The organism is Vreelandella xerophytica (assembly GCF_968048975.1).
In genome coordinates this window covers 2,230,659-2,250,471 of sequence record NZ_OZ309106.1, presented here as the reverse complement: position 1 = coordinate 2,250,471, position 19,813 = coordinate 2,230,659, and the positions used below count along the sequence as shown (strand labels likewise).

The window sequence follows — 19,813 nt, the reverse complement described above, 5'->3', positions numbered from 1 at the left end:
TCTGCAAGAGCTGTTTGTCCCACGAGGATACGTTTATGAGCTCGGATCAAAATGCGCTTGAGCAAGAGGCGCTGAAGAGTCTGGATTCGATGTCGGCGGTGCCCAAGCTGCAAGGCCCCATCGGGCGCCTGATAGGGTGGGTGGACACCTGTTTTCTTGCTCTCGCGGTGCTGGCGCTGGTTGCCATTGCGGCGACGGTGCTGCTCCAGGTGAGCTCGCGGCTGTTTCTGCCGATCTCCATCGCCTGGACCGAAGAGCTTTCCCGCTATCTGTTCATTTACATGGTGTCGTTATCGGCTGGCGTGGTACTGCGCCAGAACCGCAACATCAGCGTTGAGCTGTTTCATCATATGCTGGGCCCACGCATGAAAGCGGCGTTTCAGGCGCTGATCTGTCTGGTCATCGGCGTATTTGCGTTCATGGTGCTGCCCTACGCCTGGCAGTATGCCCAGAATGGCACCTGGCAGACCTCGCCCACGCTGCGCGTTCCCATGCTGTACATCTTTTTCTCGACGGTGGTCACCTTCGCGCTACTCCTGGTTTACAGCGTGTTGGGATGTCTGGAAGGGGTTCTCGCGATGTGTCGCTCCTCTGCCTCCCGTGAACAGGAGTCTTAAGCATGGAAGTCATCATTCTCTTTAGCGTGTTTCTGTTACTGCTGGTAGTGGGCATGCCCATTGCCTTTGCGCTTGGCATCGCCTCGATGTCCTATCTTCTGATGGAGGGCATTTCGCTGACTATCGTGCCCCAGCGTATGTACGCGGGTATCGATACCTTCGTTCTGTTGTGTATTCCGGGCTTCGTGCTGGCCGGCAACCTGATGAACGTGGGCAATATCACCGAACACATCGTGCGCTTTTCCAACGCACTTCTAGGCCATATCCGCGGCGGGCTGGGGCTTGCCAACGTGGGCGGCTCGATGATCTTTGGCGGTATTTCCGGCACCGCCGTGGCGGACTCGGCCAGTATCGGCTCGGTGATGATTCCCGGCATGGCGCGCTCGGGCTATGACAAACCCTTCGCCGCCGCCGTTACCGCGGCGTCTTCCACCGTCGGGCCGATCATCCCGCCGAGTGTACCGATGATCATTGCGGGCTCGCTGAGCGGTATCTCCGTGGGACGGATGTTTCTGGCCGGCGCGATACCGGGGCTTCTGATGGGGGTGGCCATGATGGTCACGGTGTACATTCTGGCCGTTCGCCGAGGCTACCCCAAGGAGAAGCGGGTGCCGGTCATGCAGCTTCTGCGCGAAGCCAAGACGGCGTTCTGGGCACTTCTGATGACCGTGATCATTCTCTATGGCATCATCGGCGGCTTCTTCACGCCGACCGAAGCCTCGATCGTGGCCTGTGTCTACGCGCTGGTGGTGGGCATGTACGTGTACAAGGGGCTGACCTGGCGCAAGCTGCCGGGCATTCTGGCGGATACCGTGCTGACTTCCTCGGCACTTTTGTTGATGGTGGGCCTGGCTAATCTGTTCGGCTGGATTCTGACCAGCGAGCAGATCCCTCAGATGATTGCCACGCTGATTCTTTCCATCAGCGAAAACCCACTGATCGTGCTGCTGATTCTCAACCTGATCCTGCTGTTCGTCGGGGCATTCATGGAAACCATTGCCGCGCTGATCATTCTGTTCCCGGCGCTGGTAGGGGTGGCGACGGGGGTGGGTGTGGACCCGGTACATTTTGCCGTGATTGCCGTGCTCAACCTGATGATCGGCCTGACGACGCCGCCGGTCGGGGTATGTCTGTTTGTCGTGGCCGGTATCGGCAAACTGCCGATGCTGTCGGTCGCCCGCGCCATCGTACCGTTTCTGCTGTGCAACCTGGCGGTACTGCTGCTGGTGACTTACGTACCGGCCATCTCGCTGTGGCTGCCCAATTTGTTGATGGGGAGTAACTAGCTTCGATTGAGTAACGTGTCGGGGCAGTGTCCTGGATCGGCTCTGCTCTGCGGTCCTGGGGGGCGTTTTAGCGCCCCCCAGTCGTTGTGATAATGGAGCAGCTCACGTTAGGGTGCTGGTACCTGCAAGCAGCGCCTTTACAGCCAAACACCGCAAGCGCTTTTAAATTGGGCATAGGGTCTAGTGGAATGTCGAACGAATCCCACGCGTCCCATGCCCGGTTTTCGTAAACAAGCACCTTTCACTATTACCACTATGGTCTCGAGATCAGCGTCGAAAGAACGTTCTATCACCGCTTGAGCACGGCTTCGTCACTTAAAAATTTATGACTATTCAAATGGTTAGATTTTTGAAGGCAACATCGTGTTCAAGCTCGGTCACCAAGGCGCTACCAAAGTATAGAGTGCAGAGCTTGGGTTTTTTGCCATGCTGCCATACTAGTTATATCAGTTAAGAGTTTCACGACTCTCTTCAGGCGGCATTACATGAGCGATATGAGTACCACGCTACAAGCGCTATGGCAGGATATCTCGGAGACCGAATCGGTTCGCCATCGTCTTTACCATGTCCTTCGCCAATCTATCATTCAGATGGTACTGGCCCCGGGCAAGGCGCTTTCTGAAAAGGAAGTCGCGGATGCCTTCTCGGTCAGCCGCCAACCGGTACGCGAAGCGTTTATCCGTCTTTCGGAAGCGGGGCTTGTTGAGGTCAGACCTCAGCGCGGCACCTTTGTGGTCAAGATTTCCCGGCGTGCCGTGTTGGAAGCGCGCTTTATACGGGAAGCGGTCGAAGTGGCGGTTGCCTTTGAAGCTGCAACCACAGGACTTTCCTCCACCGACTTGATGGAATTGAATGAACTCATCGCACGACAAAAAAGTTGTATCGAGAGACAGGATCACGAGCGCTTTTTTGTTCTGGATGAGATGTTTCATCGGACCCTTGCGTTTTCCACCGGACAAGTAATGGCGTGGAACGTCATTGAAAACGCTAAAGCACAACTCGATAGAGTGCGGTATCTGAGTATTCCGGACTCTACGCCGATTGCCAAGCTTGCCGATCAACATCAGGCCATTGTCGACGCCATCGCCCAGACCGACGCATCTGGCGCGGCTGAAGCCATGAGTCTTCATCAGCGTGAAATACTCCAGTCTTTACCCGAACTCGAGCACCGTTTTCCGGGCATGTTCGAAGAAGCAGTGACTCCGATGGCGCGAAGCTTTGGCTAGACGCTGACGTCATGGGGGCAGGATGGGCGTAGAGCGAATATCTACCGCCGGATAATACAACATCAATAACAGACAACGGTTTGAGGAGCACAAATATGAAGCTGAAAAGTATTCTTCCCATAGCAATGGTCTTGGCCAGTAGTTCTGCCTATGCCGACTACCAGCTCAACCTCTCGATTGCGTTAAGCCCGCAAGACCCTATCGCCCAGGCACTGGATGAGGCGAAGGACGCAATAGCCGAGCGCTCCAACGGCGAGCTGACTATCCAGATTTTCCCCAACAGCCAGCTTGGTTCCGATGAGGATGTTGTCGAACAGATTCGCAGCGGCGCCAATATCGCCATTCTGATCGATGCAGGCCGTCTGTCCGAGTATCAACCCGAGCTGGGTATTCTGAGTGCTCCCTATCTGGTCGAAGACCCGAGTGACTACGACCAGATTACCTCGTCGTCGCTCTATAACGACTGGGTGGAAAGTCTTGCCGATCAGAGCGGTCTTCGTCTGCTCAACTACAACTGGTTCCAGGGGTCGCGCCAGATGTTGACCCAGAAGGAGGTCAACGGGCCGGAAGATCTGAGCGGCGTGCGTATCCGCACCATCAACTCCCCCGTATGGGTCAAGACCATCGAAGCGATGGGCGCCACGGCAACGCCGCTGCCCTGGTCAGAGGTGTATTCAGCCCTGCAGCTGGGCTCCATCGACGGCGCAGAGGCGCAGTTGACTGCGGCCGAGGGGCAGAACCTGCACGAGGTCATCACTCATGTTGCGTTGACCAATCACATCCATTTGATGACCGGCATCGCGACCTCGGATCAGTGGTTCCAATCGCTGCCTGAAGAGCTTCGCACCATCCTCGATGAAGAGCTTTCAAGCGCAGGGGATGAAGCCAGTGTCGCCATAGCCGAAGCGCAAGCCGCAGTACAAGAGCGCATGGAAGCCGATGGCGTTACTTTCACCGAGATCGATAGAGAGGTTTTCCGGGAAAGGGTGGATAGTGTCTACGAAGAGCTAGGCTACGGCGAGTATCGCGACCAGCTGCTCGGTCAGGAGTAGCGTTATGCCCTTGCCCTTTGGGCAAGGGCGCTTTGCTCTGTGTATCGCGGGATTCGGTTTATCGCTATGCCCCTTCACGGGAAGGATACTTATGTGGCACTGGTACGATAAGGGCGAAGAGTGGCTGGCCATTGCGCTTCTGGGAGGCACGTCGCTTACGATGTTGGTGAGCTCGACGGCAAGGGCCGTGGGCCAGCCTTTCGCCGGAGGGGCTGAGCTTGCCCAGTTTCTGTTCATCTGGACCGCGGTATTGGGCGCGGATATCACACTGCGTCACGGTGGGCAGGTGAGAATCGATGCGCTGATCGTTCGCCTGCCCGTCAAACTGCAATTACTCATTACCAGTGTGTGTCTGACCATGATGCTGCTGTTTCTTTTACTGCTTGCCTGGTATGGCTTCGCTCTGGCCACTTCCAACTGGCAAAGACCCATGGGGGTTGCCGGGCTCAGCTATGGCTATATCACCCTGGCTCTGCCCGTTGGCGCGGTGCTCATGATCATGACGTTATTGCGTCGTATAAAAGCGACAGGAATTATCAAAAGCCTGGATGCAGACGATGAGACCGCAGTAGAGGAAACATTATGACGGCCGCATTATTGCTGGGTTTTGGACTGCTGCTCATGGCAATAGGCATGCCGGTGGCGTTTGCAATCGGGATTGCCGGGGTCTCCTACTTTCTGTTGCCGGATACGTTCTTGCCGACGAGTATCGCGGTACAACGGGTGGTGTCGTCCACTCAGTCGTTCCCGCTGCTGGCGGTTCCGTTATTCATCTTTATCGGGCATTTGATGAATGCCAGCGGTATAACGCCGCGTCTGGTTCATCTTTCCACTCTTCTGGCAGGGTGGATGAGCGGGGGGTTGGCCCAGGCAAGCATCGTGTTGAGCACCCTCATGGGCGGTGTCTCGGGCTCTGCGGTGGCGGATGCCGCCATGCAGTCTCGCGTTCTGGGTAAAAGCATGATCAAGGGTGGGTACTCACCGGGCTTTTCAGGGGCAGTGCTTTCGATAGGCGGGCTCATCACGGCGACGATTCCGCCGAGTATCGGGCTGATCCTGTATGGCTATCTGGGCGAGGTCTCCATTGGGCGCCTGTTCATCGCTGGGTTGGTGCCGGGCTTTTTGTTGATGGTCGCGTTCATGGTGACCACCTATATCATGGCCAAACGACGCGGCTACCAGCCGGTAAGGGCCCACCTGCCTACGGGCAGGGAGATCCTGAAGGCGCTGCGTGAAAGCATCTGGGCCATCCTGTTTCCCGTCTGGCTATTGGTGGGTATTCGCTACGGGCTATTCACCCCGTCGGAAGCGGGCGCTTTTGCCGTGGCTTACGCGCTCTTCATCGGCTGTGTGATTCATCGCGAAATGGGCGTTGAAGAGCTGCTCAATGCCATGCGTGCAAGCGTAAGAGACATCGGGATGGTCATGCTGATCATCATGTTTGCGGGTATCATCGGTTACGTCGTTTCCTTCGAGCGGGTGCCCCAGACGATCGCTGAACTGACCCTGGGGGTGTTCACCAATCAGACGACGTTATTGTTCGTGCTGGCGCTGCTGCTTGTGTTCATGGGCATGCTGCTGGAAGCAACCGTCGTTGTGATGCTGCTTACGCCCATTCTGGTGCCTGTCATCAAGGCAGCGGGTGTGGACCCGGTTCACTTCGGGCTTCTGATGATGACGCTGGTGACTTTTGGCGGCATGACGCCGCCAGTGGGCATCTCGATGTATACCGTTTGCGGTATCCTGCGCTGCTCTTTCTACGACTACAGCCGTGAGCTGCTGCCTTATGTATTGGCCGTGTTCGTGGTCGTTGCCAGCATCATATTCATCCCGGATATCGTTCTGTTTCTGCCCAATATACTGCTTGGCTGAGAATGATGAAAAATATAGCGCAGTGAGGTGGAGTGCGCCGGGCAATCGCCTGGCGCTATCCTTTCAGCATCCGCTTGTCGGCAAACAGGTAGTAGTCGAGTTCATCTTCTTCCTCCAGCGTGCTGGCCTTGAAGAGCATCTCCTTGGTGTTTTCGAGATGCTGCCACATGGCCTGCTGGGCGCCGTCGGCATCACGCCGGATCAAGGCCTTCAAGATGACGTCATGATCATCGCACCAGCTATCCAGCGAGCGGCGGTTGTCGATCCGGTCATGAAGCTTTTGCCACAGAAGGTTCTTGTCGCGTTGGTACCAGAGCTTTTCGACCAGATAGACCAGAACGGCGTTCTGGGTCGACTTGGCAATCTGCAGGTGAAAGCGCTTGTCCCACTCGGAGTCCTGATAGCGGTCCTCGCCCCGAGCCTGTTTACTGATTTCCATCAGTTCCAGAATGTCGCTTTTGGTGATCAGCGTAGCGGCAAAGGCGGCAATCTGGCTCTCGATGAGCTGGCGGGCCTGAAGCATCTCGAAAGGACCCGCACTGAGTGCGTCCTCCTCGCCCTCGGCTTTACTCTGCAAAGGCTCTTCAGGAGGGGGCAGCACATAAATGCCTGACCCCTTGCGCACCTCCACCAGGCCTTGAAGCTCCAGCATGATCAGCGCCTCGCGTACTACCGTGCGACTAACACCAAGTTCCTCGGCGATATCGCGCTCGGCGGGAAGACGTTCGCCTTTACCGTAACGGCCAGACAGGATGCGCTCTTTCAGCTGCAAGCCCGTTTTCTGATAAAGGCGTTGGGGAGTAGGCAGTTGCATTTTAGGGTTCCAGAGCTGAATGGAGTGTCAGGTTCAGGGCGCAGTCCCCAGAGGCAAGTAGCGCTCATGCCTGCCGATATGCCTTCAAAGGCGGCACGGGAAGCGAGGTTCCTTCCTCGCTTCCTTTTTCATGAATGCTTGTCCACCTGGACCGAATCTCTATTGGGCATCCCGGCGCGTTTATAGCGAAGCGGTTACCTTCTGTGCAGCGGGCGCCGCTTCGCCATTGATATACAGCGTGCGGGGATCCTGGGAGGCCAGCATGAAGATCGCTTTTTCGTAGGGCAGACGATAGCCGTTGGAAACGATGTTCGTCGTGACGTGGATTGCCTCTTCGCTGGTGTGCATCTTGAGCTCGACCAAGGCGTGAGCGGCGCGCCACTGGCTCGTTTCACCATCGTCTTCAAAGAGGGTGTAATGAGACGTGATGCCTGGTTCCTGCGGCGGAAACAGCAAGAAGCCGCGCTGGTCGTCATCCTTGGTGGCGAAGGTACGAGGCGCTTCGTTGGTAGGAATGATGGAGCCCGCTTTCACCAGCAAGGGCGTCTGATGAAACGGCGCGTCAAGCGTCGCTTTCGTTCCGCCGGCAATGAAGCTGCCGGTATAAAAATCAAACCATCCGCCCGGGTGCTTCGGGGCGTACACATCGCGGGTGGACACGCCAGGCTCGACGACACTTGCCACCAGGAAGGCATCGCCTACGAGGAAGTCGTCGTTCTCCTGCCACGTGTTCACGTCGTCTTCGAAGTCAAGGAAGGTGGGCTTGAGAATAGGCTCATGGTGGACGTGGGCCTCATGGAAGGCGCTATACCAGTAGGGCGTAAGGCGAGAGCGCAGCTTGATGAGTTCACGAATGGGCGCGACAGCGTCTTCATACATCCACGGCTCGTTGACCGTGGCGTCTTCATTCCAGGAATGGATGGTAAAACGCGGATGGAAGATGCCATTTTGTACCCAGCGGATGAACAGCTCTTGATCGGGTTTGGGGCCGGCAAAGCCGCCCACATCGTGGCCGAAGTTGTAAACGCCGGAAAGGCTCAAGCCAATGCCGGTCTTGTTATTGAACCTGATGGTTTTCCACTCGGTACGGTTGTCGCCGGTCCAGGTCTGCACGTAACGATGCATGCCCGGCGCCCCCGAGCGCGAAATGAGAAAAGGACGTTTTTGCGGGGCGTACTCCGTTTGCGCCTCGAAGGAGGCCTTCATCATCAATAGCGGAAAGAGCGCGCGAATACGCGTGAAGGGCAGACGGGCGCCGAAGCCGTCGGCCTGAGTGTCCTTACTCCAGATCTCGTACTCGTTGTTATCGTTCCAGGTGGTTTCGATGCCATATTCGAGCAACTGACGGGTCACTTCGTCCTTCCACCAGCCAAAGGCGCCCTCGTGCGTGAAATCGATGTGTGCACCGCCGCCGTCCCAGAACTGCGCAAGCGCGGTTTCGCCATTGGCATCCTTCAGAAAGTATCCTCGCGATGCCAGTTTGTCGTACTGGGGGTGATCGGTCAGAAGCGCCGGTTTGATATTGGCAGCCAGACGAATGCCCTTGCGCTTGAAGTCGGCCGACAATTTTCTCGCGTCGGGAAACTTCTCTTCGTTCCAGTTGAAGACGTAGCGCTTGTTGTCGATGGACGTATAGCCAGACGAAAGCTGAAACGAATCGCAGAGAATATCGTGTCTTTCACACTGCTCGATAAACTCCCACACTCGCTCCTGAGCATTGGGCGCATCGGTATAGCTCATGGTCGAGCCTGAGTAACCGATGCTCCATTTGGGCGGCAAGGCCGTGTTACCGGTCATCCAGGTGTAGGCGGTTACTACATCGCGAACCTTGGGGCCGGCAATCATGTAGTAATCCAGGTCACCGGATTCGGCCTCGAAATAACGGTACAGGCCGTGGTAGTTATCCAGCTCGCGACCCATGTCGAAATAGCCGGGTGCCAGATTGTCGTAGAAGAGCCCGTAGGCGAATGCCTGATCCGGCTTGCGGGTAATATAGAAAGGGATGTGCTTGTAAAGCGGGTCCGAGTGCTCGGCATCATAGCCCATCGCGTCGATCGTGATATTACGATAGCGGCGATGGTGATGATCGAGCTGGCCGGTACGCTCGCCCAGTCCGAAATACTGCTCCTGGATGTCGCGTTTCAGGTAGTGCTTGATCTCGTGGCCCAGCTCGCCCTTGAAGCTATATGCCTGGGTTGGCCTGTCCTGGGCAAACATCTGCCACTGGCCGTGCGTGGCATGATGCCAACTGATCCGAAACCCCTCCTTTTGGATAACGGCCTTCAACTGCCGGGTCTGGATCGTAACGCTCTGTTCATCCTCGAAAAGGGTGTACTCGGGCAAACTGAAGTGCTCGGTACTCAACCGATCCCGGCCGTGATGGGGAAGGTCGTCCTGACCTGGCGCGATACTCCAGGTCTTGTCGACCTCAAGCCCTTCACGCTTTTCAAAAAGCACGCGGCATATACCTTCCTCGAGGATGAAGAAGTGGGCTTTCACGTCTTCATCCCTTGATACAAAGGTGAGGTGGTTTTGCTGGGTCTTCGCCAGGTGAAAGCGATAGCGCTCTTGAATATTCATCCAGGTCAATCCTTATTACATTAAGCCGGCCAGACGCGGCAGCCATTCGCTGAAGATCGGCATCAATGTTATCAGCATGAGCACCGCGATGACCGCTGCATAAAACGGCAGAAGGGGTTTGATCACTTCTTCCATCCTGACCTTGCCGACCGTGCTGCCTACGTACAAAGCGCTTCCGCCGGGCGGGGTGATATTTCCGATACACAGGTTGACGATGAGCACGACACCAAAGTGCACGGGGCTCATGCCGAATTCCGATACCACCGGCAAGAAGATGGGGGTAAAGATCAGGATAGCCGGGGTGACATCCATGAACGTACCGATCAACAGCAAGATGACATTGATCAGGATGAGAATCAGGATGGGGTTGTCGGTAAGCGCCAGAATACCGGCGCTGATGGCCGCCGGAATACCGGTGAACGCCATGACCAGTGCCAGCATGGCGGAGGTGCCGATAAGAAACATGATGACGACGGTCAGCTCGGCCGTTTCCTTGAGGATGCCCGGCAACTGCTTGATCGACAGGCTTCGATAGGCAAACGAGAGCAGTAACGCATACAGCACGGCCACCGCCGATGCTTCGGTAGCCGTAAATATGCCGCCGATGATACCGCCGATGATGATGATGATAAGAAACAGGCTGGGTATGGCGTCCCACAGTACTTTTGCGGCAGCACGCAGTGATACTTTGTGCGGGGTGGTATAGCCTTTTTGCTTGGCGATGATAAACGCCACCGCCATGGTGGCCATCCCCCAGAGGATGCCCGGGATATAGCCTGCCAGAAACAGTGCGGCAACCGAGGTGCCGCCGCTGACCAGAGAATAGATGATGAAAAGCCCGGTTGGCGGAATGATCAACCCCGTAGGTGCTGAGGCAATGTTGACCGCCGCCGAGAACTTGCGATCGTAACCTTCCTTTTCCTGCAACGGGTGCATGACTTTACCGATCGCCGCCGCCGAGGCCACCGATGACCCCGCAAGCGAGCCAAACAACATGTTGCCGACGATGTTGGTGTGTGCCAGCGAGCCGGGCAGGCGCCCTGTAAAGAGTTTGGCCACGTTGACCAGACGCAAGGCGATACCGCCCTGGTTCATGATGATGCCAGTCAGCAGGAAGAAGGGAACGGCAAGCAGCGTAAAGCTATCGATACCGGTCACCATCTTCTGCGCCGAGGTAAATACCGCGACATCGAACGGAGCGATCAGCAGCATCGTCACGATGGCGGCGCCGGCCATGCTGATGGCGATCGGCACGCCTATGAAAAGAAAGACAAAGAAAGAAATGAGTAGACTGAAACCTGCAATGATCGTCATGGCGTGAATGCCTTATTGTGTATTAAACGTCCAGGGTCTGGTCGAAATCGTCGGCGGCTTCAGGGCTGCCGTTGACCAGCTCCACGATGCAGAACCAGAGAATCAGCACTCCCGATATGGGCAGCGAGAGGTAGATGTAACCCATGGGGATGCCGAGCGAGACGGTCTGCTGGGACATGGTGAGCGATACGAGCCAGACTCCCCCGTAGATCATGACCAGCGCCGAGAACAGGATCAGCAGCGCCAGCACGACATGGCGAACCGCGTTTTGCAGGCCTGGAGAGAACCGGTTGGTTACCATCTCGACTGCAATGTGCTTTTTGGTATGAAAGGCGAGCGCGCCACCGATCATCGTGATCCAGATCAGCGAATAGCGCAGAAACTCCTGGGAAAACGTACTGGGGGCGTTGAGCACGTAGCGGCTTATCACCTGCCACAGGGCGACCAGCACCATGATGGCCAGCATGGTCGAGGTAAGGGCTATGATGGCGCTGCACAGCCAGCGATTGATCGTGTTTACCATGGCCTCAGGACTCCGTGTTCAGTTCTTGTATGCGCTCGTAGAGAGGCGCCAGAAGCGGGTTTTTCGCCACTCTTTCATGCATGGGCGCGACGGATTCACGAAAGGCCTCCACATCCACGTCGTGGTTGAAGTTGACGCCCATCTCCTGGGCTTTCGTTACCGCCTGCTCGATTTCTCTGGCCCAGACTTCCTTGTGGAACTCGGTGGATTCGATCGCCGCTTCTCGTAGCCATGTCTGCTGCTGTGGCGTGAAGCTTTGCCAGCGGTGCTGGCTGAAGATCAGAAGGTCGGGCACGATGGCGTGGGCGGTATAGGAGTACTCCTTGGCCACTTCGCCATGGTTGGAGGAGGTCAACGCCGTCTCGTTGTTCTCGGTGCCGTCGATGACCCCCTGCTGCAGCGCCGTATACACTTCACCGTAGGCCATGGGCGTGGGCGCGCCGCCCATCAGGCGAATCATCTCGAGCGCGGTCTGGCTGGGCTGAACCCGCAGTTTCAGCCCCCGCATGTCCGCCGGGGTGCGTATCGGTGTATCGATGGTGTAGACGTTACGAACGCCCGAGTCGTAGTAGGTCAGCCCGAAGAAGCCGTTATCCGAAGTCTGCTGGTAGATATCAGTCGCTATTTCGCTATCCATGACGCGGTAGTAATGCTCAGGGTCGGCAAAGAGATAAGGGACGCTGAACAGCGAGTAGACGTTAGAAAAGCTCTCGAGCGCGGTGGCGCTCACTTTTGTAACGTCCACGGCGCCGGTCTGAACCAGCTCGATGACCTCCCGCTCGGAGCCTAACTGGCCGTTGGGGTAGAGCTGGAACACAAGCTCCCCGCCGCTTTTTTCACGCACCCGCTCGGCAAAATACGCAAGCGACTGGTGAACGGGGTGGGTTTCGCTCATGTTGTGAGCGAGCCTCAAAAGAGTAACGTCCGACGAAACCTCCGAGGGCATCGAGCAGCCCGAGAGCGCGAATAGAGCGCCCGACAAGACTGAAATAACGCCTTTATGCATATTGCTCCATCTCCTGAAAAGCCTGCCTGAAATCATGCTTGTACGTTGTGGTCATCGGGCCAAGAAAAACTGGTTGCTAAATTGGACTAACCAATCTGTTTGTTAAATAAGCCTTTGGTCTCAGAGAAAGGGGGGGAAGGTTGACAATCAAGGCGTGCGGGCTGACTCTTTGGTCTAACCAATTCAAGTGGGCAGCTGGCGCTGTTTTCTGCCGCAGGACGCAACACTTGTTCCAAGACGTAACGCTTATTTCAGGACGCAACGATTTAAGGAGGCTTTCATGGCAGTATTCCTCGGTGAGGATTTCCTTCTCGATAGCGAGATGGCAAAGCGTCTGTATCATGGCTACGCAAGTACACAGCCCATCTTTGATTACCATTGCCATTTGCCTGCGCAGGAGATAGCCCAGAACCACCGCTTCGAGAACCTGACCGAGATATGGCTGAAAGGCGATCATTACAAGTGGCGCGCCATGCGCTGGAACGGCGTGGACGAGCGTTATTGCACCGGCAGTGCCAGCGACCACGAAAAGTTCAAGGCCTGGGCAGCCACCGTTCCCTATACGCTGGGGAACCCGCTTTATCACTGGACTCATCTTGAACTCAGACGTCCCTTCGGGATCACCGACAAGCTGCTTTCACCCTCGACGGCCGATGCCATCTGGGAGCAGGGCAATGCGCTGCTGGCCAGGCCGGAATTTTCCGCTCGCGGTATCTTGCAGCAGATGAACGTTCGCATGGTAGGCACCACGGATGACCCGGCCGACGACCTGACCCATCATGCGCAGATTGCCGCTGACTCGAGCTTTGATGTCAAGGTGCTGCCAAGTTTTCGGCCTGACCGCGCCTTCAAGCCGGGCGCCGATGACTATCCGGCGTATCTCGAAACGCTGGGGCGTGCAGCGGAGGTCGAAATACGCGATATCAGCTCGCTCTACAGCGCGCTGGAAAAACGCATGGATGACTTTGCCGAGCATGGCTGCAGAATTGCCGACCACGGTCTTGAGCGCGTTGCGTTCGCCCCGGCAACCGAGGCCGAATTGAACGCCATACTCAAGCGCCGTTTGGATGGCACGCTTCCCGATGAAAAGGAGCAGGCGCAGTTCATGACGGCGGTGCTGCTCTTTCTGGGGCGCGAATACCACCGTCGCGACTGGGCGCAGCAGTACCATATGGGGCCGTTGCGCGACAACAGCACTCGCGGGTTGCGTGAAGCAGGTGCGAATGCCGGCTTCGATTCCATGGACGACCGGCCTATGGCTGCGCCGCTCAACCAGCTTCTGAACGCCCTGGATCAAGATGATCGCCTGCCGCGCACCATCCTTTACTGCGTCAATCCCATCTTCAATGAAGTGCTGGCCACGACCGCCGGCAACTTCCAGGGCGGTGGCATCCCGGGGAAGGTACAGTTCGGCTCGGGCTGGTGGTTCAACGACCAGCTTGATGGCATGGAGCGGCAGATGACGCAGCTGTCCCAGTTGGGGCTTCTTAGCCGCTTTGTGGGCATGCTGACGGATTCACGCAGCTTTCTCTCCTATACCCGTCACGAATACTTCCGCCGTCTTCTGTGCCGCATGTTGGGCCGTTGGGTCGAAGAGGGGCAACTCCCCGACGATGAAGCCTGGCTGGGCGAATTGGTCAACGATATCAGCTTCCATAACGCACGGCGCTATTTCGATATCGACGTTTAAGAATTGGTTGGGGAGAACAACGCATTGAACATGCAAACCATCAAGGCGAGTCAAGCAGCCGGCCAGATCGGCGTCGTCCACCTGGGGCTGGGCGCCTTTCATCGCGCCCATCAGGCGGTGTATCTCGAGCGCTACCGTCAACGCACGGGGGATACGCAGTGGGGCGTGAGTGCGGCGAATCTGCGCCGCAGCGTCGATTTAGTGGACGCGCTTGGCAAGGCGAACTTTCACTACCACGTCGCCGAGTACCAGGATAGCGAGACCGTGACCCTTCGCGAAGTGGGCGCCATCGAGGAAACCCTGTTCTCGGGACAATCTGCCGATGGACAGTGGGGACGCGACCTGGAAGCGTTGCTGGCGCGCTTGAGCGCCTCTGATACGCGCATCGTGACGCTGACCGTCACCGAGAAAGGCTATTTTCTCAACCCCGCCAGCGGCGAGCTCTTGAAAGACGATCCGATGATTCAGGCGGATACCGCCGCCCCCGATGCCCCGCGCACCGCTCCCGGGATTCTGGTCGCAGCTCTGAAACGGCGCAGGGCGGCAGGCACGGCACCTTTCACCGTGCTCTCCTGCGACAACATGCCGGATAACGGCCAGCGTACCCGTCAGGCGGTGGTGCAGCTTGCCCGCGTGCACGACGCGGCACTGGCCGATTGGATTGCCGACAACGTGGCGTTTCCCTGCAGCATGGTCGATCGCATCGTGCCGGCCATGACCGAGCAGGACTTCGAAGCGCTCAAGGCGTTAGGCATCGATGACCATAACGCCGTGGTGTGCGAGGCCTTCTCCCAATGGGTCGTCGAGGATCACTTTCCCTCAGGGCGTCCCGCCTGGGAAGAAGAAGACGTGACCATGGTTGCGGATGTCGCGCCGTTCGAGACCATGAAGCTTCGCATGCTCAACGGCAGTCATTCGCTTCTGGCGTATGTCGGGGCGCTGGCCGATATCGAAACCGTTTATGATGCTGTTCAGGTGGAGGCGTTCAAAGCGCTGCTGCGTCGCTACATGAGCGAAGAGGCCGCCCCGACGCTTGCGATGCCCAAAGAGATCGACCTTGACGCCTATGCACAGTCGCTGCTGACCCGCTTTGCCAACGACAGCCTGCGCCACCGCCTGCAGCAGATCGCCATGGACGGCAGCCAGAAGCTGCCCCAACGCTGGCTGCAGGTGGCCGAGGCCAATCTGGCGGCGGGACGTGGCACAGCCTGTGTCGCGCTGGGCCTGGCCGCCTGGATTCGCTATACCGCAGGCACCACGCTTGCCGGAAAAAGCTTCAACGTTGACGACCCGATGGCCAAAGAGCTTGCCGCACTCAATGAGCGCCACGCCAGCGATGATGCCGGACTGATCGACGGATTTTTCGAGCTTGACGCCGTGATTCCGCGGGCCGTCGCCCGGCACGACGAGTTCAAGCGCCAGGTACTTGAAGCCTACCGCACGCTGACCGAACACGGCGTCGAAGGGGCTCTGGCTCGCCTCGAGAAGGCATAACATAACGCGCTTGATAGAAGGACACAGCATGGAACATACCTGGCGCTGGTTCGGGCCGCAGGACCCGATCCAACTCAGCGAGATTCGCCAGACCGGTGCGACCGGCGTCGTCACCGCGCTACACCAGATTCCCAACGATCAGGTCTGGTCCGTCGAAGCGATCAGCGAACGCAAGGCGATGTGTGAGGCGGCAGGGCTTTCGTGGTCGGTAGTCGAAAGTGTGCCGGTACCCGAGGCCGTGAAGAAGGGCCTGCCCGCGCGTGATGAGCTCATCGCGACCTACTGCCAGACCCTGCGTAACCTGGCGGCCTGCGGCATCGATACCGTGTGCTACAACTTCATGCCGATTCTCGACTGGACACGTACCGATCTGGCCCATGCGCTCCCGGATGGCGCGCTGGCGTTGCGTTTTGATCAAACCGCGTTTGCCGCGTTCGATCTCTATATCCTGCAACGGCCAAGGGCCGAGGCCGACTACAGCGAAGCGGACAAGCGCGAGGCGCAGCGCTACCTGGAAACGCTTGACCAGAGCGCCCGTGACAAGCTCGTCACGACGCTGATTGCCGGGCTGCCGGGGGCCGAAGAGCACTATACGCTGGAGCAGTTTCGTGGTGCGCTGGCAGAGTACGCCGACATCGATGCGGCCAAACTGCGCGAACACCTGAGCTATTTCCTGCGCGCCGTCATCCCGGTAGCAGAAGAGGTGGGCATCCGCATGGCGATTCACCCGGATGACCCGCCTCGTCCGCTGCTCGGGCTGCCCCGCGTGGTCTCGACCCGTGAAGATGCCCAGTGGGTGGTGGACTGCGTGCCAAGCCCCGCCAATGGCCTGACGTTCTGCACGGGCTCCTACGGCGTTCGTGAGGATAACGACCTGGTTGCCATGGCGCGCCATTTTGCTGCGTACATTCACTTTATCCACCTGCGCGCCACAAGGCGCGAAGCGGATTCGCGTTCTTTCCACGAAGCCCCGCACCTGGCCGGTGATGTGGATATGGTCGGTGTCATTCAGGCGCTGGTAGAGGAGGAGCGCCGCCGCGAAAACGAAGGGGGCGCGCGTCTGCCGCTGCGCCCGGACCACGGTCATCAATTGCTGGACGACCAGGCCCGCGCCACTGCTCCCGGCTACCCGCTGTACGGGCGGCTCAGGGGCTTGGCCGAGCTGCGGGGCGTGGAAATTGCGGTGCGCCAGTTGATCGGCTAAAGCGTGTCCAAGCGGGCGATGAGGTCGGGCAATTCCTTGGCCTGATGAATCGAGAGCGCGCCTTCGGGCGTGCTCTCCTCGTTGGGGAAGTGGTTGATATGGACCACGTGCATGCCCGCCGCCAGACCCGCCTCGACGCCCACCGACGCGTCGTCGATGACCACGCAGCGCCTGGCAGGCACCCCCATGGCCAGGGCGGCCTGGAGATAGAGCGCCGGGTCGGGCTTCCACACGTTGAGCGTATAGGCACTGAACAGGCGGTCGCCGAAATGATTGCCAAGGCGGGTACTCTCCAGGGCGCAGCGAATCTTGCGCTCCGGTCCATTGGATACGACGGCCTTGGGGTAGGCAGCGAGCATCTCCAACGCCTCCGGCATGCCCGGAATCGGCATCAACTCGGCCCGCATGCGCGTCTCCATCCGCGTACGCATCTGCGTCTCCAGCGCATCGTAGTGCTCCTCCACCAGGACGCCGTGGCGCTTTTCAAGCATCTGAACGATGGTGTAGAAGCGAATTCCTCGAAACTCTTCCATGTACTGCTGTGCCGAGAAGGGCAGGCCGAATAGCGGCAACAGCTCGCCCATCACACCCGCCAGCAGGATTTCACTGTCGACCAGCGTACCGTCACAGTCGAAGAGTAAACACAGGGGTTCGGTCATGGGAGCCTCGATCAAGAGCAGGGAAACGCCCCATCCTATCAGGAAGCGATGCCTGCCGCGCCGCCGATGTCCGCCGAGAGCGCCGCCGCCAGTTCCCCCAACAGCGCTCGACAGTGGTCGATGTCCGGCACGTCGCGGTGCATGGCCTCGGGAATCAGGGTCAGGTAGGGGATGGTGATGACTGCCTCGATCGACTCGTGAACGCCGAATACCGGGAAGCTGATGTTGGTCAGCCCCTGTACCTGGGGGCTCGGGCCCACGAAGTAGCCCTGGTGGCGAATGGTGGCAAAAAGCGCCCGGGTGCGCTCGGCCTCCTCCGCGGTAGCGCCGCTTGCCTTGAACATGCGTTCGCGTCGCGCCTCGTCCAGAAAACTGAGCATCACCGCGCCGGAGCCGGACCCCCAGATATCGATCTTGGCGCCCAGGCGCAGGCTGAATCCCATCTTGTCGGGGTTCTCGTACTGAGCGACGACCAGCAGATGCCCCGGGCGCAGAACGCTCAGGTGGCAGGATTGCGAGATTTCATGGCAAAGCGCTTCCATGCGCGGTATGGCGGCCTGCACCAGGCGCTTGGTCGGCGGAAAACGATGCGCCATCTCGAACAACTTGAGCGATAGCTGGTAGCGACTGCCGCTCTCGTCCATGCCGACATAACCGCGATCGCGCAGCACCATGAGCATGCGGTACATCTCGTTGGTCTTGCGTCCGATCTGTTCGGCAATCGCCTGTGTACTCAACGGTTGGGACGACTGGGCAAGTAGCTCCAGGATATCCAGCCCTTTTTCCAGTGCGGGGGCGTGATAGTTCGTTTCCGCCTTGTCCTTCATACCGCTTCCTTCATCGTCATCCAGTCGGCTGGCGCCTGTCATCGTGTGAGATCGTCAGCGGGCAAGCCAGCCACCGTCCACCGCCAGGGTATGGCCGTGTACGTAGCTTGCCGCATCGGAGCACAAGAATATCACAGCGCCGGCCAGGTCTTCCGGCGAGCCCCAGCGTCCGGCGGGGATGCGAGCGAGAATCTCGTCATGGCGCTTGGGGTCATCACGCAGGGCCTGGGTATTGTCGGTTGCCATGTAGCCCGGCGCGATGGCGTTGACGTTGATGCCCAGGGCAGCCCACTCGTTGGCAAGCAGGCGCGTCAGGCCCAGAAGACCGCTCTTGCTGGCTGTGTAAGAGGGAACCCGGATGCCCCCCTGGAACGAGAGCAGCGAGGCAATGTTGACGATCTTGCCGCCGGTTTTGCGTTCCTGCATGTGCTGTGCGATGCGCTGACTTAAAAAGAAGACCGACTTCAGGTTGACGTCGATTACCTCGTCCCAGTCCTGCTCGGTAAAGTCCAGCGCGTCGGCGCGGCGTATCGTGCCGGCGTTGTTGACGAGAATGTCGATCTGGCCGGCCTGGGCGAGCGCCTTTGCGACGATGGGTTCGGCGCGATCTCGACCCAGCTCGGCGGTCACTTCATAAAATCGCCGCCCGAGAGAGGTGACACGTTGAGCGGTCTCGGTGGCCGCGCTTCGGTTCACGCCGACGATATCGGCCCCCGCCTGGGCCAGGGCGATGGCGATGCCTTGCCCCAGGCCCTTGTTGCAGCCGGTGACCATGGCGGTGCGGCCTTCAAGAGAAAAAGGGTTCATGTAAGCTCCTCTCAACGCAGGTCTTGGGTGGCAATGAAATCCATGTCGTCGTAGGTGAGGTTTTCACCACACATGCCCCAGATGAACGTGTAACGTCGGGTCCCGAAGCCGCAGTGAATCGACCAGCTCGGGTGAATGACCGCCTGTTCGTTGGCAACCACGATGTGGCGGGACTCTTCGGGCTTGCCGCACAGGTGGAAGACCACGTCGTCCTTGGGCAGATTGAAGTAGAAGTAGACCTCCATGCGGCGTTCATGAGTATGACAAGGCATGGTGTTCCACATGCTGCCCGCATCGAGTTCGGTAAGCCCCATGGAAAGCTGGCAGGTCTCGAGAACGTCGGCGTGCAGGTACTTGTTGATGGTGCGCACGTTACCGGTGGCCGGGTCGCCCAGGCGCGTCGGTGAGGCATCTTCGGGACGAATATGGCGAAGCGGATAGCGCGTATGAGCCGGGACCGAGTTGATATAAAAGCGTGCCGGATTCTGCGGGTCGTCGCTTTCAAAGCGAACGTCGCGGCTTTCCTTGGGGATGTAGAGACCATGATGGCGCCCGAGCGCGACGCTCTCGCCATCCACGGTGACGCGTCCCGGCGCCCCGATGTTGATTACGCCCATCTCGCGGCGTTCGAGAAAATAGGCCACACCGAGTTCCTGGCCATCACCCAGGGTAAGCGGCGCCTGGGTAGGGACCGCACCGCCGATGATGATGCGATCCACATGGCTGTAGGTCAGTGAAAGCGTACCCGGGCGCATGATGTCGGTGACCAGCATCTTGTCGCGCAGGCCCTGGGTGTCCAGTGTCTTGAAGTGGTCTTCGTGAACGGCTTGGCGGATATCCAT

18 protein-coding genes are annotated in these 19,813 nt (G+C 58.4%); 9 read left to right on the top strand and 9 right to left on the bottom strand.

Going from position 1 to position 19,813, the window contains the following annotated elements:
* Positions 1-35 precede the first annotated feature (35 nt).
* From ACWF8S_RS10715 to ACWF8S_RS10690, 6 genes are all read left to right on the top strand, one after another.
* Positions 36-617, top strand: a complete 582-nt coding sequence (locus ACWF8S_RS10715; protein ID WP_447553307.1) for a TRAP transporter small permease — start codon at positions 36-38, stop codon at positions 615-617.
* Between the two features lie 2 nt (positions 618-619).
* Complete coding sequence (locus ACWF8S_RS10710) at positions 620-1,903, top strand: TRAP transporter large permease (RefSeq protein ID WP_447553306.1); 1,284 nt, start codon at positions 620-622, stop codon at positions 1,901-1,903.
* Between the two features lie 485 nt (positions 1,904-2,388).
* Positions 2,389-3,129, top strand: a complete 741-nt coding sequence (locus ACWF8S_RS10705) for a GntR family transcriptional regulator (protein WP_447553305.1) — start codon at positions 2,389-2,391, stop codon at positions 3,127-3,129.
* Between the two features lie 95 nt (positions 3,130-3,224).
* Positions 3,225-4,181 carry a C4-dicarboxylate TRAP transporter substrate-binding protein gene (locus ACWF8S_RS10700; RefSeq protein ID WP_447553304.1) on the top strand — a complete coding sequence of 319 codons (957 nt, stop codon included), beginning with the start codon at positions 3,225-3,227 and terminating at the stop codon, positions 4,179-4,181.
* A gap of 91 nt (positions 4,182-4,272) precedes the next feature.
* Positions 4,273-4,767: a TRAP transporter small permease gene (locus tag ACWF8S_RS10695; protein WP_447553303.1), complete on the top strand. Its 495-nt coding sequence runs from the start codon at positions 4,273-4,275 to the stop codon at positions 4,765-4,767.
* A complete protein-coding gene (locus ACWF8S_RS10690) occupies positions 4,764-6,053 on the top strand; it encodes a TRAP transporter large permease (protein ID WP_447553302.1) in 1,290 nt (429 codons plus the stop codon). The genes ACWF8S_RS10695 and ACWF8S_RS10690 overlap by 4 nt, the downstream gene beginning before the upstream one ends.
* Before the next feature lie 55 nt (positions 6,054-6,108).
* Here the strand turns inward: ACWF8S_RS10690 and ACWF8S_RS10685 are convergent, their stop codons facing one another.
* From ACWF8S_RS10685 to ACWF8S_RS10665, 5 genes are all read right to left on the bottom strand, one after another.
* Positions 6,109-6,867: a GntR family transcriptional regulator gene (locus tag ACWF8S_RS10685; RefSeq protein WP_447553301.1), complete on the bottom strand. Its 759-nt coding sequence runs from the start codon at positions 6,865-6,867 to the stop codon at positions 6,109-6,111.
* 180 nt (positions 6,868-7,047) lie between these two features.
* Positions 7,048-9,447: a TIM-barrel domain-containing protein gene (locus ACWF8S_RS10680; RefSeq protein ID WP_447553300.1), complete on the bottom strand. Its 2,400-nt coding sequence runs from the start codon at positions 9,445-9,447 to the stop codon at positions 7,048-7,050.
* 15 nt (positions 9,448-9,462) lie between these two features.
* A complete protein-coding gene (locus ACWF8S_RS10675; protein WP_447553299.1) occupies positions 9,463-10,761 on the bottom strand; it encodes a TRAP transporter large permease in 1,299 nt (432 codons plus the stop codon).
* Positions 10,762-10,783: 22 nt separating this feature from the next.
* Positions 10,784-11,284 (bottom strand): TRAP transporter small permease, encoded by a 501-nt coding sequence (locus ACWF8S_RS10670; protein WP_447553298.1) that lies wholly within the window; start codon positions 11,282-11,284, stop codon positions 10,784-10,786.
* Between the two features lie 4 nt (positions 11,285-11,288).
* Complete coding sequence (locus ACWF8S_RS10665) at positions 11,289-12,230, bottom strand: TRAP transporter substrate-binding protein (RefSeq protein ID WP_447556584.1); 942 nt, start codon at positions 12,228-12,230, stop codon at positions 11,289-11,291.
* Between the two features lie 340 nt (positions 12,231-12,570).
* Here ACWF8S_RS10665 and uxaC point away from each other — a divergent pair, with 340 nt between their 5' ends.
* Genes uxaC through uxuA form a run of 3 tightly spaced genes read left to right on the top strand, consistent with a single transcriptional unit; the run spans position 12,571 to position 16,678 of the window.
* Complete coding sequence (gene uxaC, locus ACWF8S_RS10660) at positions 12,571-13,980, top strand: glucuronate isomerase (protein ID WP_447553297.1); 1,410 nt, start codon at positions 12,571-12,573, stop codon at positions 13,978-13,980.
* A gap of 30 nt (positions 13,981-14,010) precedes the next feature.
* On the top strand, positions 14,011-15,474 hold the full coding sequence (locus ACWF8S_RS10655; RefSeq protein WP_447553296.1) for a mannitol dehydrogenase family protein: 1,464 nt from the start codon (positions 14,011-14,013) through the stop codon (positions 15,472-15,474).
* A 28-nt stretch (positions 15,475-15,502) separates the two neighbouring features.
* A complete protein-coding gene (uxuA, locus tag ACWF8S_RS10650; protein WP_447553295.1) occupies positions 15,503-16,678 on the top strand; it encodes a mannonate dehydratase in 1,176 nt (391 codons plus the stop codon).
* Here the strand turns inward: uxuA and ACWF8S_RS10645 are convergent.
* Genes ACWF8S_RS10645 through kduI form a run of 4 tightly spaced genes read right to left on the bottom strand, consistent with a single transcriptional unit; the run spans position 16,675 to position 19,813 of the window.
* Positions 16,675-17,337: an HAD-IA family hydrolase gene (locus ACWF8S_RS10645; RefSeq protein WP_447553294.1), complete on the bottom strand. Its 663-nt coding sequence runs from the start codon at positions 17,335-17,337 to the stop codon at positions 16,675-16,677. The two genes, uxuA and ACWF8S_RS10645, sit on opposite strands and share 4 nt — an antisense overlap.
* Before the next feature lie 38 nt (positions 17,338-17,375).
* The gene (locus ACWF8S_RS10640; RefSeq protein ID WP_447553293.1) at positions 17,376-18,206 is read right to left on the bottom strand and encodes an IclR family transcriptional regulator; all 831 of its coding nucleotides are present in this window, start codon (positions 18,204-18,206) and stop codon (positions 17,376-17,378) included.
* Positions 18,207-18,218: 12 nt separating this feature from the next.
* Positions 18,219-18,971 carry a 2-dehydro-3-deoxy-D-gluconate 5-dehydrogenase KduD gene (kduD, locus tag ACWF8S_RS10635; RefSeq protein ID WP_447553292.1) on the bottom strand — a complete coding sequence of 251 codons (753 nt, stop codon included), beginning with the start codon at positions 18,969-18,971 and terminating at the stop codon, positions 18,219-18,221.
* A gap of 11 nt (positions 18,972-18,982) precedes the next feature.
* The gene (gene kduI / locus ACWF8S_RS10630) at positions 18,983-19,813 is read right to left on the bottom strand and encodes a 5-dehydro-4-deoxy-D-glucuronate isomerase (RefSeq protein ID WP_447553291.1); all 831 of its coding nucleotides are present in this window, start codon (positions 19,811-19,813) and stop codon (positions 18,983-18,985) included.

Excerpts from the sequence above, each read along its gene's own strand:
- ACWF8S_RS10715 (WP_447553307.1), top strand. The coding sequence starts at position 36 with ATGAGCTCGGATCAAAATGCGCTTGAGCAAGAGGCGCTGAAGAGTCTG.
- ACWF8S_RS10710 (WP_447553306.1), top strand. The coding sequence starts at position 620 with ATGGAAGTCATCATTCTCTTTAGCGTGTTTCTGTTACTGCTGGTAGTG.
- ACWF8S_RS10705 (WP_447553305.1), top strand. The coding sequence starts at position 2,389 with ATGAGCGATATGAGTACCACGCTACAAGCGCTATGGCAGGATATCTCG.
- ACWF8S_RS10700 (WP_447553304.1), top strand. The coding sequence starts at position 3,225 with ATGAAGCTGAAAAGTATTCTTCCCATAGCAATGGTCTTGGCCAGTAGT.
- ACWF8S_RS10695 (WP_447553303.1), top strand. The coding sequence starts at position 4,273 with ATGTGGCACTGGTACGATAAGGGCGAAGAGTGGCTGGCCATTGCGCTT.
- ACWF8S_RS10690 (WP_447553302.1), top strand. The coding sequence starts at position 4,764 with ATGACGGCCGCATTATTGCTGGGTTTTGGACTGCTGCTCATGGCAATA.
- ACWF8S_RS10685 (WP_447553301.1), bottom strand. The coding sequence starts at position 6,867 with ATGCAACTGCCTACTCCCCAACGCCTTTATCAGAAAACGGGCTTGCAG.
- ACWF8S_RS10680 (WP_447553300.1), bottom strand. The coding sequence starts at position 9,447 with ATGAATATTCAAGAGCGCTATCGCTTTCACCTGGCGAAGACCCAGCAA.
- ACWF8S_RS10675 (WP_447553299.1), bottom strand. The coding sequence starts at position 10,761 with ATGACGATCATTGCAGGTTTCAGTCTACTCATTTCTTTCTTTGTCTTT.
- ACWF8S_RS10670 (WP_447553298.1), bottom strand. The coding sequence starts at position 11,284 with ATGGTAAACACGATCAATCGCTGGCTGTGCAGCGCCATCATAGCCCTT.
- ACWF8S_RS10665 (WP_447556584.1), bottom strand. The coding sequence starts at position 12,230 with ATGCCCTCGGAGGTTTCGTCGGACGTTACTCTTTTGAGGCTCGCTCAC.
- uxaC (WP_447553297.1), top strand. The coding sequence starts at position 12,571 with ATGGCAGTATTCCTCGGTGAGGATTTCCTTCTCGATAGCGAGATGGCA.
- ACWF8S_RS10655 (WP_447553296.1), top strand. The coding sequence starts at position 14,011 with ATGCAAACCATCAAGGCGAGTCAAGCAGCCGGCCAGATCGGCGTCGTC.
- uxuA (WP_447553295.1), top strand. The coding sequence starts at position 15,503 with ATGGAACATACCTGGCGCTGGTTCGGGCCGCAGGACCCGATCCAACTC.
- ACWF8S_RS10645 (WP_447553294.1), bottom strand. The coding sequence starts at position 17,337 with ATGACCGAACCCCTGTGTTTACTCTTCGACTGTGACGGTACGCTGGTC.
- ACWF8S_RS10640 (WP_447553293.1), bottom strand. The coding sequence starts at position 18,206 with ATGACAGGCGCCAGCCGACTGGATGACGATGAAGGAAGCGGTATGAAG.
- kduD (WP_447553292.1), bottom strand. The coding sequence starts at position 18,971 with ATGAACCCTTTTTCTCTTGAAGGCCGCACCGCCATGGTCACCGGCTGC.
- kduI (WP_447553291.1), bottom strand. The coding sequence starts at position 19,813 with ATGGATATCCGCCAAGCCGTTCACGAAGACCACTTCAAGACACTGGAC.